We start from the raw sequence: 11,898 nt of genomic DNA, 5'->3' as shown, positions 1-11,898 counted from the left end.
GCGTTCCAACAATTCAGACAGTCGGGCTTACAGCGTGCAGGAGACGCAACCTTCGACTTCCGTGCCTTCCAGCGCGGCCTGGCGCAGACGAATGTAGTAGATCGTCTTGATGCCTTTGCGCCAGGCGTAGATCTGCGCCTTGTTGACGTCACGCGTGGTCGCGGTGTCGCGGAAGAAGAGCGTCAGCGACAGGCCCTGGTCGACGTGCTGGGTCGCCTCGGCGTAGGTGTCGATGATCTTCTCCGGGCCGAGCTCGTAGGCGTCCTGGTAGTAGGCCTGGTTGTCGTCGGTCAGGTAGGGCGCCGGGTAGTAGACGCGGCCCAGCTTGCCCTCCTTGCGGATCTCGACCTTGGCCGTGACCGGGTGGATGCTCGACGTCGAGTTGTTGATGTAGGAGATCGAGCCGGTGGGCGGGATCGCCTGCAGGTTGCGGTTGAACAGCCCATGGGCCATCACCGACGCCTTCAGCTCGCGCCAGTCGTCCTGGGTCGGGACGTGGATACCGCTCTTCTCGAACAGCCCGCGCACCTTCTCGGTCTTGGGCGCCCACGCCTGCTCGGTGTACTTGTCGAAATACTCGCCGCTGGCATAGGTCGACTGCTCGAAACCGGCAAAGCGCTTGCCACGCTCGATGGCGATGCGGTTGGAGGCACGGATGGCGTGGAACGCCACGGTGTAGAAGTAGATGTTGGTGAAATCCAACCCCTCTTCGCTACCGTAGAAGATACGCTCGCGGGCCAGGTAGCCGTGCAGGTTCATCTGCCCCAGGCCGATCGCATGCGACTTGGCGTTGCCTTCGGCGATCGACGGCACCGAGGAGATATGGCTCATCTCGGAGACCGCCGTCAGGCCGCGGATCGCGGTCTCGACGGTGGCGCCGAAGTCTGGCGAATCCATGGTCTTGGCGATGTTGAGCGAGCCCAGGTTGCAGGAGATATCCTCGCCGATCTGACGATAACCGAGGTCGTCGTCGTACTCGGTCGGCGTGTTGACCTGCAGGATCTCCGAGCACAGGTTGGACATGTTGATCCGGCCGTGGATCGGATTGGCGCGATTGACCGTGTCCTCGAACATCAGATACGGGTAGCCGGATTCGAACTGCAGCTCGGCGATGGTCTGGAACAGCTCGCGGGCGTTGATCTTCTTCTTGTGGATACGGCCGTCGTCGACCATCTCGTCGTACTTCTCGGTGATGCTGATATCACCGAAAGGCACGCCGTAGATGCGCTCCACGTCGTAGGGCGAGAACAGGTACATGTCCTCGTTGCGCTTGGCCAGCTCGAAGGTGATGTCCGGCATCACGATGCCCAGCGAGAGCGTCTTGATGCGGATCTTCTCGTCGGCGTTCTCGCGCTTGGTATCGAGGAAACGCAGGATATCCGGGTGGTGAGCGTTGAGATAAACCGCCCCGGCGCCCTGACGCGCGCCCAGCTGATTGGCGTAGGAGAAGGCGTCTTCGAGCATCTTCATGATCGGAATGATGCCGGAGGACTGGTTCTCGATGCGCTTGATCGGCGCTCCCGCCTCGCGGATGTTGGAGAGCGAGAACGCCACACCGCCGCCGCGCTTGGAGAGCTGCAGTGCCGAGTTGATGGAGCGCCCGATGGACTCCATGTTGTCCTCGATGCGCAGCAGGAAGCATGAGACCAGCTCGCCGCGCTGACGCTTGCCGCAGTTGAGGAAGGTCGGGGTGGCCGGCTGGAAACGCCCATGGATGATCTCTTCGACCAGCTGGCGCGCCAGGGTCTCGTCACCGCGCGCCAGCGACAGCGCGACCATGCACACGCGATCCTCGAAGCGCTCGAGGTAGCGCTTGCCGTCGAAGGTCTTGAGCGTGTAGCTGGTGTAGTACTTGAAAGCGCCCAGGAAGCTCTGGAAGCGGAACTTGACCGCATAGGCCTGATCGAACAGCGCCGTGACGAAGGCGAAGTCGTACTGATCGAGCACTTCCTGCTCGTAGTAGCCCTCTTCCACCAGATAGTCGAGCTTCTCCTTCAGCGAGTGGAAGAACACGGTGTTCTGGTTCACGTGCTGGAGGAAATATTGACGCGCGGCTTCGCGATCCTTGTCGAGCTGCAGACGCCCTTCGGCATCGTACAGGTTCAACATGGCGTTGAGCGCGTGGTAGTCGAGCGTCTTGGCATTGTGATCGGCGGGCGATCGTGCTGCCGTCTCTTTTTCTAGGCTGAGCGTTTCCAAAATTCATTCACCCCTGCAAGGACGCGACGGACATCCTCATCGGTGCCCATCAGCTCGAAACGGTAGAGATACGGTACCTGGCACTTCTGTGCGATCACCCGGCCAGCCTGGCCGAATGCCGCGCCGAAGTTGGCGTTGCCACCGGCGATGACCCCACGGATCAGCGACCGGTTGTGCTCATCGTTGAGAAAGCGGATCACCTGCGGTGGCACCGCCGTACGCGGTTCACCATCGCCGTAGGTGGGTACGATGAGAATATAAGGTGCTGCGACGCGCAGTGGCGGATCGTCACGGTTCAGCGGGATCCGGCTGGCCGGCAGGCCGAGCTTTTCCACGAAGCGTCGCGTGTTGCCTGATTTGGTCGAGAAATAGACCAGCTCAGCCATGACGACTTCCTTGCGCCTCTGCGCGATTCAGGTCGTGTCGAATGGGACCGCGGCCTGGAGACTCTCTGCGAGCGCGGAACGATGCAGCGAGCGGCCGCTCTGCCGCGCTCTCCAGACCGGACCGGCGCGCCGGGCGCGGTCCGCGTCAGCCGGGGCGGGCGCCCCGGATACAACGAATCAGGCGACCAGCGTGCTGATCTTGTCCGGGCGGAAACCGGCCCAATGATCATCACCTGCCACCACGACCGGCACCTGACGGTAGCCGAGGTCCTGTACACGCTGCATGGCAGCGGCGTCCTGGGTCAGGTCGACCACGGTATAGTCGATCCCCTGTTTGTCCAGCGCGCGATAGGTGGCGTTGCACTGGACGCAAGCGGGTTTGCTATAGATCGTGATGCTCATGATAATCATTACCATCCGTGATAGGAAATAACGCCCATCGCTGGCCGATGGCGCGGGCCTTGGCGGCATCTGGACACCCATTGCGTGGTGTCGACCGCCTCTGGAAAAACACTATATATGGTAGCCTGGCGTTTTTCCAAGCATAGATGTGGTTTTTTTCTGTGCATTCCCTGTGGATATTTTCGCCCCCTTCGCGAGGGCCCACCGTTGTGCGCCTCACGCCCTGTCAAGGGGCGAAAATTTCTTCCTCGGGGGAGGAAAAGGCCCTCGACAACGGCAGCCAAGGGCCCCAAAACCGTCGAGCGCGCCGTTCGACTGGTAGCGAACGGCGCGCTCGGCATACTACATCTGGTAGGGGCGATATCGGGTAGGGCCCGAGGTGTGACGAGCGCCCTCTCGTCAGGGCCTAATCCGACTTGATGGCGTGACCGCCAAACTCGTTGCGCATCGCAGCGAGCAGCTTGTCACCGAAAGAGTCCGCCTCGCGCGAGCGCAGGCGTTCGAGCAGGGAGAGGGTAATGACTGGCGCGCTGACGTCAAGCTCGAGCGCTTCGGCCACGGTCCAGCGCCCTTCGCCGGAGTCGGACACGTAGGGCGCGATACCCTCGAGGCTGGGGTTCTTGTCCAGCGCATCGGCGGTCAGGTCGAGCAGCCACGAGCGCACCACGCTGCCGTGGCGCCAGATCTCGGCGACCTGGTGCAGATCGACACCGAACTCCGCTTTCTTGCCCATGATCGCGAAGCCTTCGGCGTAGGCCTGCATCAGCCCGTACTCGATCCCGTTGTGAACCATCTTGGTGAAATGGCCGGCACCAGCGGGGCCGACATGCCCCCAGCCCTTGTCCGGCGCCGGCGCCAGGGCCTCGAACAGCGGCGTGAGCGTCTCGACCACCGCGGTCTCGCCGCCGACCATCATGCTGTAACCCTCGGCGAGCCCCCAGACCCCACCGCTGGTGCCCACATCGACGAAGTGCAGCCCTTTCTCGCTGGCGCGCTCGGCCCGGCGCAGGCTGTCCTTGTAGAGAGAGTTGCCGCCATCGATGACCACATCGTCCGCCGCCAGCAGCGGCTCGAGGTCGGCGAGCAGCTGATCGACGAGATCCCCTGCCGGCACCATCAGCCACACGATCCGCGGCGACGGCAGCGCGGCCACCGCCGCCGCCAGCGATTCGGCCGGCTCGATGCCCTTGTCCGCCGCCTTGGCGCGAGCCTCCGCGCTCGGATCGGAGCCGACCACCCGGTGCCCACCGCGTACCAGCCGCTCGGCCATATTGGCGCCCATGCGCCCCAGCCCCACCATTGCGAGTTCCATGTGACATCCTTTTTCGAGGGTTCGAGCCGCGCCACCGACCTATCGATATCCATGCACTGGGGCACGACGATGAGATGTTTCAGAGCCTAGCGGAAAATCCTCCTGCCGGTGGCAGCCATCAGCCTACCTAGCCTGCAGAGCGCATCAGGTGGCTGGCGATCAGCCGCCGCACCGGCCAGGCGGCGTCGCCGGCGCGCAGCACCGCCTGGCGCAGCAGCTGCGCCGGCGGGCGCTCGTCGGTGTAGAGGCCGACGATCGCCAGGGTGGCGGCGAACAGCGGCCCGGTGGCCAGACGCTGCTGGCGCTGGTAGCGCGCCAGCAGCCGCGGCGCGCCGATATCCTGCCCAGCCGCGCGGGCGTCACCGACCAACCCGGCCAGCCGGCGTACGCCTTCGAGGCCGAGATTGAAGCCATGCGCGGTGACCGGATGCATGCCCACCGCGGCATCGCCGAGCAGCGCCTGGCGCGGCCCCACGAAACGCTCGGCATAGACACTCACCAGCGGATAGCGGCGCGGCTCGGCGGCTCGCGTCATCGCCCCCAGGCGGCCCTCGAAGCGACGGGTGATCTCGGCGTCGAAGTCGGCCTGGGGCAGCGCCATCAGCGCATCCATCTGCGCCGGCGGCAGGGTCAGCACCACCGACGAGCAGTGAGTATCCACCGGCAGCAGCGCCAGCGTCTGGCCATGGCCGAACCACTCCCAGGCGCTGAAATCATGCGCCTGTTCGTGGTGCATGCGACACACCAGCATGTGCTGGCCGTGCTGATAGGTGTGCGCGGGGATGCCCATCGCCCGGCGCGTGGTCGAGAAGCGGCTGTCCGCCGCCACCAGCAGCGCGGCCCCGACGGTCTCGCCGCCGGCCAGACGAATCTCGACCCCGCTATCGTCGGCGCTGGGGGCAAAGGTCTCGATCTCGCTCTCGCAGCGCCACAGCACCTCGGCCCGACCCTGGGTCGGGTCGGCGAGCGCGGCATGGGCGGCGGTGCGGATCACCCGATTGGGCACCAGGCAGCCGAGTTCGGCGTCCTGCCCCGTGCGGGGGGCGATCTGCATCGCGAACAGCGACTCACCGTTGAAGACCTTGGCGACACGCATCGCCGCGCGCTCCTCCGCGGGAATCCGCGGCCACACGTCGAGCGCATCGAGAGTCTGCTGCGAGGCGCGGGTCAGCGCGATCTCGCGGCCGTCGCTTTCCGGCGCTTCGAGACTGGCGCGCGGCTGGCGATCGATCAGCAGCGCGCTGACGCCGCGCCGCGACAGCGCGTTGGCGAAGCACAAACCGATCGGGCCGGCGCCGACGATCGCGACGTCGACCCGCGTTGTGGGGGTGGAACCTTCCATCTCTGCCGCTCCCTACCGTGATGGGGCGTCAAGATAACCAAAAACGCGCCGCGGGTAATCCCGCGGCCGGCGGCACGGGCGCGGCCGATGCGCGCACCCGGCGCCGCGCCGCACGGCGAGCGTCAGTACTTGTCGTCATGAACCCGGGTATGGCCCTGCTTGTCCTTGAACACCTTCTCCTCGAACTCGACCTCGAGGTGAGCGTCGCCCTTCTGCTTGAGACGGTGGTACTCGAGCCCGCTGAAACTCAGCTCCAGACTGTCGTCGTAGGCGTCGAGCAGACGTTTGAATTCACCCACAGTGATGATCATGACCTCTCCTTTGGCGATACCCGTGACCGGCGTCCCTATCCGGCTCTCTCATCAGACTAGACCAAGTCATCGCCCTCGGGGTTCCCCGCTGCCCGACAGAACGCCACGAAACGCTCGAGCAGCGGGCTGCGATACTTGTCGCGATGCAGCACCAGGCTGAACTCGCGGTTCATCTCCAGGCCCACGTCGAGTTCGACCAGCCGCCCGTCGCGCAGCGCATGGCGCGCCTCCAGCCGTGACAGACAGGTCAGCCCCAACCCCGCCGCGGTGGCATTGATGATCGCCTCGGCGGAATTGATCTCCAGCCCCAGACGCCACGCCGGCAACCGCGGCGCGATATAGCGCATGAACTGCTCGCGGGTGCCCGAGCCCGGCTCGCGCAGCAGCCACGCCTCCGCCGCCAGCGCCTCGATCTCGAGCGGCCCTGCCGCGGCCAGCGGATGCTCGGCGGCGGCGGTCACCACCAGCCGGTCCTGGCGCCAGGGGGTGACGTCGAAGCGCGCATCGGCGACGCGCCCCTCGATCATGCCGATATCCAGTTCGAACGCCTCCAGTGCGCTACAGATCGCGGCGCTGTTGGCGATGGTGAGCTGCTGCTGCCGATGGCCGGTGGCATCGCGGAAGTCGCGCAGCAGATGTGGCAGCAACTGATGACCGATGGTGTAGCTGGCACCGATGTGCAGCTGGCCCCCCAGCGTGGTGGCGTCATCGAACAGCTGCTCGAGGGTCGCGCTGCGCGCCAGCAGCTCGTCCGCCAGCGGCAGTAGCCGGCGCCCCTGATCGTTGAGATAGAGCCGATTGCGGTGGCGGTCGAACAGGGTTCGCCCGCACTGCTTCTCCAGCTCGGCCAGGGCGATGCTCAGCGCCGGCTTGCTCAGCGCCAGCCGTTCGGCGGCGGCGGTCAGGGTGCGCTCGCGGGTCACGCTGACGAAGACCTGGAGCTGACGCAGGGTAATGGCCATGGGTTGCCTCTCGTCGCGGGTGGTATCCGGAACGCCACGTCTAGACGGTCAGGTAGGCCGTAGCGCGGGCCGCTCAAGCGGCCTCGTTAAATAGAATAAAACGCCAAGTGAAAAAAGTTAAAATATATCGATAGAACGAAAAGCCATAACATGGGTGGCATTCGCTCATCGTCACCGTCGAGGCACCCATGGCTACGCGCATGATGACCCTGCACCAGCGCCTGCAGCACGCCCCCACACCCATGGCCGGCCTGGCCCTGGGCATCTCGAGTCTGGGCTGGGCGTGGGAGAGCTTCGCCCCGCTGGGCGGTGTGGCGCAGATCTGCGGCGCGCTGGTCGCCAGCGTGCTGCTGGCGCTGCTGACGGCCAAGTTCGTGCTCCATCCGCGGCTGCTGTGGGCGGATCTGGCCCACCCGGTGGTGGGCAGCGTGGTCCCCACCTTCGCCATGGCGACCATGGTGGTGTCGAAGGCCGCGGGCACCTGGCTCGCACCAACCCTGGGCGTGACCCTGTGGCTGGTCGCGGTGGCCCTGCACCTGCTGTTCCTGGTCGCCTTCGTGGTGCATCGGGTGCGCGGCTTCGAGCTGCACCACATGGTGCCGGCGTGGTTCGTGCCGCCGGTGGGCATCATCGTCGCCGACGTCGCCTTCCCCGGCACGGCCGCGCTGCATCCGCTCGCCCTGGGCCTGCTCTGGCTGGGCATGGGTCTCTACGCGGTGCTGCTGCCGGTGATGATCTACCGGCTGATCTTCGCCGCCGAGATCCCCGACCCGGCCAAGCCCACCATCGCGATCATGGCGGCCCCCGCCAGCCTCTCGCTGGCCGGCTACCTGAGCGTGGTCGCCAGCCCCTCGCCGCTACTGGTGGCCCTGCTCGGCGGCATCGCGGTGCTGATGACGCTGATCATCTACCTGGCCTTCATTCGGCTGCTGCGCCTGCCCTACAGCCCCGGCTACGCCGCCTTCACCTTCCCCATGGTGATCGGCGCCACGGCGCTGGTGAAGACCGCCGCCTGGATGCAGCAGGTCGGCTTCCACCATCACGACATCGCCATCGTCCATGGCCTGGCCACGCTGGAGATCGTCGTCGCCAGCGTGATCGTCGGCTATGTGGCGCTGCGCTATCTGAGCTTCTATCTGGGCACCTGGCGCCTGGCCGCGGGCGCCGCCTGAGGCTGGGAAAGAAACTGCCAGCGCGCGCCGATATCGCTGGCGCGGGATGATCTTTGCGCCACAGGCCGTATGATCGCAGGGAGACCCGACAGCGCGAGGCCACCCGGCCATGATTCTCCCCAGCCCCCATGCCGATAGCGACAACTGGACCCTGACCACTGCGCCGGTGCGCTCGCCGCGGGGTGCGGTCGCCGCCCAGCACCGGCTCGCCGCCCGCGCCGGGGCGGCCCAGCTCGATGCCGGCGGCAATGCCGTCGATGCCATCGTCGCCACCGCCTACGCCCTCAACGCCGTCGAGCCGTGGATGTGCGGGCTGGGCGGCTCGGGCTTCATGGTGATCTGGCTGGCCCGGGAACAGCGCGCCGTGGCGCTCGACTTCCAGGGCACACTGCCGGGCGCCATCCGCCTGGACGACTACCCGATCGACCCCGAGCGGCCCAAGACCCCGATGGGCTTTCCCGGCGTGGTCGACGACGCCAACATCGCAGGCTATCGCTCGATCACCGTGCCCGGCGCGGTGGCCGGGCTCGATCATGCCCTGACACGCTTCGGCTCGCGCCCCCGCGCCGAGGTCATGGCGCCGGCCATCACGCTTGCCGAACGCGGCCTCCACGTCGACTGGTTCACCACGCTGCAGATCGCGCTATGTGCCGATACCCTGGCCCGCGACCCCACCTCAGCGGCGATCTACCTGCCCGGCGGGCATCCAGCCACGCCGGAGAGCCGCCTGCGCATACCGCAGCTGGCCGACACGCTCCGCGAGATCGCCGCCGGCGGCGCCGAAACCTTCTATCGCGGCAAGCTGGCGAAGCAGATCGTCGCCGATCTCCAGGCCGGCGGTTCACGCCTGACACACGAGGACCTGGCAGGCTACGCGGTGCACGAATACGCGCCGATGCTGGCCACGCACCGCGGCTATACGCTCTACACCCCCGGGGAGGCCTCGGGCGGGCTGCGTCAGCGCGAGATGCTGGCCCACGCCGAAGCCGCGATGCCGACGCCACCCGCGCGGCCGACCCCGGCGACCTGGGTGGCCTACGCCGAGGCGCTGGAAGCGTGCTGGCGCCAGCACAAGATTCGCACCGGCGTGCTGCCGCCAAGTGCCGGCGAGGATGTGAACGGAGGGAACGCAAACGGAGGGTACGTAAACGGAGAGAGCGTCGACGGCGAGCACGGCGCCTGCACCTCGTCGATGTCCGCGGTGGACGCCGACGGCAACATGGTCGCGCTCACCTACACCCTGCTCAATCGCTTCGGTTCCGGGGTCACGTTGCCCACCACCGGCATGCTGATGAACGACAGCGTCAGCTACTTCGACCCGCGCCCCGGCTACCCCACGACCATGGCCGGCGGCAAGCGCATCAACTCGTCGAACATGTGCCCCACGGTGGCGGTGAAGGACGGCGAGGCGCGCTTCTCGGTGGGCGCCTCCGGCGGCAATCTGATCATGCCGGCAGTGACCCAGGTCGCGGCGCTGATGATGGACTTCGGCATGAGCCTGGAAGAAGCCATGCATCATCCGCGTCTCGACGCCAGCCATCGCGGCTCGATACGCGTCGACCCGCGCTTCGATGCGGCGACGCTGGCCGCGCTGGAATCGCGCTTTCCTCTGGAGATCGCCCAGTCGCTGGTCTTCCCCAAGCTCTACGCCTGTGTCTCGGGGGTGGCGCGCGACCCCGCGTCGGGTGAATGCGTCGGCCTTGGAGACCCCACCCAGCCGATCGGCGGCGGCGCCACGCCGGCACCGTTCCAGCTCGGCCCGCTCAGCGACACCGCGCCGGAGGTGCGCCCATGAATGCTGCCCAGGCGCGTGCCACGATCGTCGTTTCGATCCCCGATGCGGCCAAGATCGAGTGGTGGATCGCTCAGCTCGCGCCGCTGCTGCCCGAGTGGACGCTACGCCCGGTGGATGCCCCCGGCGACCCGAAGGCGGTCCACTATGCGGTGGTCTGGCGCCCCGCCGACGGCACCTTCACGCTCTTTTCCAACCTCAAGGCGATCGTCTCGCTGGGGGCGGGCATCGATCACGTCCTGGCCGACCGCGAGCTGCCGCCGGGGGTGCCTATCATCCGCACGGTGGGCACGGACCTGACCCAGCGCATGCGCGAGTACGTGGCGCTGCACGTGCTGCGCCATCATCGTGGGATGCCTATGATTGCCGCCAATCAGCGCCAACAGCGCTGGGCGCAGCAGGTGGTGCCGCCGGCCACCCGGCGCCGGGTCGGGGTGATGGGGCTCGGCAACCTCGGCGGTGCCGCGGCGCGCACGCTCGCCGCGCTCGGCTTCGAGACGCTCGGCTGGGCACGCACCCAGCGCGCGATCGAAGGGGTCGTCACCTACGCCGGTGAGGCCGAATTCGCGGCCTTCCTCCAGCGCTGCGAGATACTGGTCTGTCTGCTGCCGCTGACGCCGGCCACCGAGAATCTCCTCGACGCCGCGCTGTTCGCCAGGCTGCCCCGCGGCGCCAGCCTGATCAACGCCGGGCGCGGCCCCCACCTGGTCGAGGATGATCTGCTCGCCGCGCTCGCCAGCGGCCAATTGAGTCACGCCACGCTCGATGTCTTCCGTCAGGAGCCGCTACCCGAGGCGCACCCGTTCTGGCGCCATCCGCAGATCACCGTGACGCCGCATGTCGCCTCACTGATCGACCCGGAGAGCGGCAGCCGTATCGTCGCCGCCAATATCCGAGAGTTCGAGGCCCACGGCGAGGTCGCCGATCTCGCCGATGCCGCGCGCGGCTACTGAACGGCAGAGCTTTGCCGTCCGAGTTGCTAAACTACCTGTGCACAAGACCATCACTGATACGTTATCCACAGCCGCACGCCGAGGGGTTTCATGGCCGAGAACCGCAACTCCGACACAGCATCGTCCGCCAAGGGCACGTCCGGGAAGTCAGGCACTGGCAAGGGCGACAACACCGCCAGCCGGCGCAACATCAAATCCTGGCTGACGGACATGGATGGCGTTCTGGTCCATGAGAACAAGGCGATTCCCGGCGCCGCCGAGCTGATCAATCAGTGGCGCGAGCGTGAGATTCCCTTTCTGGTGCTGACCAACAACTCCATCTACACCCCGCGCGATCTCAGCGCCCGGCTGCAGCACAGCGGCATTGAGGTGCCGGAAGAGAGCATCTGGACCTCGGCGCTGGCCACCGCCGCCTTCCTGCGCGACCAGGCCCCGGGCAGCTCGGCCTTCGTGGTCGGCGAGGCGGGTCTGCTCACCGCGATCCACGAAGCCGGCTTCATCATGACCGACACCAAGCCCGACTACGTGGTGCTCGGCGAGACCCGCTCCTACTCCTTCGAGGCGATCACCAAGGCGATCCGCCTGATCAAGGATGGCGCGCGCTTCATCTGCACCAACCCGGACGCCACCGGCCCCAGCGCCGAGGGCGTGCTGCCGGCCACCGGCGCCGTGGCCGCGTTGATCACCGAGGCGACCGGCCGCAAGCCGTACATCGTCGGCAAGCCCAATCCAATGATGTTCCGCTCGGCGCTCAACAAGCTCGGGGTGCACTCGGACGGCACCGGCATGATCGGCGACCGCATGGACACCGATATCGTCGCCGGCATCGAAGCGGGCATGCATACCGTGCTGGTGCTCAGCGGCATCGCCGACAAATCGGAGATCGAGCGCTACCCGTTCCGGCCCAAGGAGATCCTCTCCTCGGTGGCCGAGCTGGTGGACAAGTAGCGTTCGAGACACTCCATACCCCAACCGCACCGATCGCCCCAAAACCCATCTCCCCTCTGACGATGGGCGCCGGGGGCAGGACAAAGCGAGGGTCCTTTGCCAGGGATGGCAAAGGTAGC

At 66.6% G+C, this 11,898-nt stretch carries 11 protein-coding genes; 4 read left to right on the top strand and 7 right to left on the bottom strand.

Going from position 1 to position 11,898, the window contains the following annotated elements:
* Positions 1 to 27: 27 nt before the first annotated feature.
* The 7 genes from nrdE to J0A90_RS16900 form a co-directional block, all read right to left on the bottom strand.
* Positions 28 to 2,199, bottom strand: a complete 2,172-nt coding sequence (gene nrdE / locus J0A90_RS16930) for a class 1b ribonucleoside-diphosphate reductase subunit alpha (protein ID WP_233076887.1) — start codon at positions 2,197 to 2,199, stop codon at positions 28 to 30.
* Complete coding sequence (gene nrdI, locus J0A90_RS16925; protein WP_035475124.1) at positions 2,181 to 2,585, bottom strand: class Ib ribonucleoside-diphosphate reductase assembly flavoprotein NrdI; 405 nt, start codon at positions 2,583 to 2,585, stop codon at positions 2,181 to 2,183. The genes nrdE and nrdI overlap by 19 nt, the downstream gene beginning before the upstream one ends.
* A 177-nt stretch (positions 2,586 to 2,762) precedes the next feature.
* Positions 2,763 to 2,987, bottom strand: a complete 225-nt coding sequence (gene nrdH, locus J0A90_RS16920) for a glutaredoxin-like protein NrdH (protein ID WP_035475161.1) — start codon at positions 2,985 to 2,987, stop codon at positions 2,763 to 2,765.
* 406 nt (positions 2,988 to 3,393) lie between these two features.
* Positions 3,394 to 4,299 carry a phosphogluconate dehydrogenase (NAD(+)-dependent, decarboxylating) gene (gnd, locus tag J0A90_RS16915; RefSeq protein WP_207033850.1) on the bottom strand — a complete coding sequence of 302 codons (906 nt, stop codon included), beginning with the start codon at positions 4,297 to 4,299 and terminating at the stop codon, positions 3,394 to 3,396.
* Positions 4,300 to 4,426: 127 nt separating this feature from the next.
* Complete coding sequence (ubiM, locus tag J0A90_RS16910; RefSeq protein WP_207033849.1) at positions 4,427 to 5,641, bottom strand: 5-demethoxyubiquinol-8 5-hydroxylase UbiM; 1,215 nt, start codon at positions 5,639 to 5,641, stop codon at positions 4,427 to 4,429.
* 122 nt (positions 5,642 to 5,763) lie between these two features.
* Positions 5,764 to 5,952, bottom strand: coding sequence for a hypothetical protein (locus tag J0A90_RS16905; RefSeq protein WP_035475128.1), 189 nt, complete (start codon positions 5,950 to 5,952; stop codon positions 5,764 to 5,766).
* 56 nt (positions 5,953 to 6,008) lie between these two features.
* A complete protein-coding gene (locus tag J0A90_RS16900; RefSeq protein ID WP_207033847.1) occupies positions 6,009 to 6,914 on the bottom strand; it encodes a LysR substrate-binding domain-containing protein in 906 nt (301 codons plus the stop codon).
* A gap of 188 nt (positions 6,915 to 7,102) precedes the next feature.
* Between J0A90_RS16900 and J0A90_RS16895 the strand changes: the two genes are divergently transcribed.
* The 4 genes from J0A90_RS16895 to J0A90_RS16880 all read left to right on the top strand — a co-directional run bounded on the left by J0A90_RS16895 (position 7,103) and on the right by J0A90_RS16880 (position 11,779).
* Positions 7,103 to 8,086, top strand: coding sequence for a TDT family transporter (locus tag J0A90_RS16895; RefSeq protein WP_233076885.1), 984 nt, complete (start codon positions 7,103 to 7,105; stop codon positions 8,084 to 8,086).
* Positions 8,087 to 8,195: 109 nt separating this feature from the next.
* Positions 8,196 to 9,881, top strand: coding sequence for a gamma-glutamyltransferase family protein (locus tag J0A90_RS16890; RefSeq protein WP_207033845.1), 1,686 nt, complete (start codon positions 8,196 to 8,198; stop codon positions 9,879 to 9,881).
* Positions 9,878 to 10,831: a glyoxylate/hydroxypyruvate reductase A gene (locus tag J0A90_RS16885; RefSeq protein ID WP_207033843.1), complete on the top strand. Its 954-nt coding sequence runs from the start codon at positions 9,878 to 9,880 to the stop codon at positions 10,829 to 10,831. The genes J0A90_RS16890 and J0A90_RS16885 overlap by 4 nt, the downstream gene beginning before the upstream one ends.
* 90 nt (positions 10,832 to 10,921) lie before the next feature.
* Positions 10,922 to 11,779, top strand: a complete 858-nt coding sequence (locus tag J0A90_RS16880) for an HAD-IIA family hydrolase (protein WP_207033841.1) — start codon at positions 10,922 to 10,924, stop codon at positions 11,777 to 11,779.
* Positions 11,780 to 11,898 lie beyond the last annotated feature (119 nt).

The sequence above is a fragment of the Salinicola sp. DM10 genome (assembly GCF_017306975.2).
Taxonomy (GTDB): Bacteria; Pseudomonadota; Gammaproteobacteria; order Pseudomonadales; family Halomonadaceae; genus Salinicola.
This window is presented reverse-complemented; position numbering and strand designations above follow the sequence as displayed.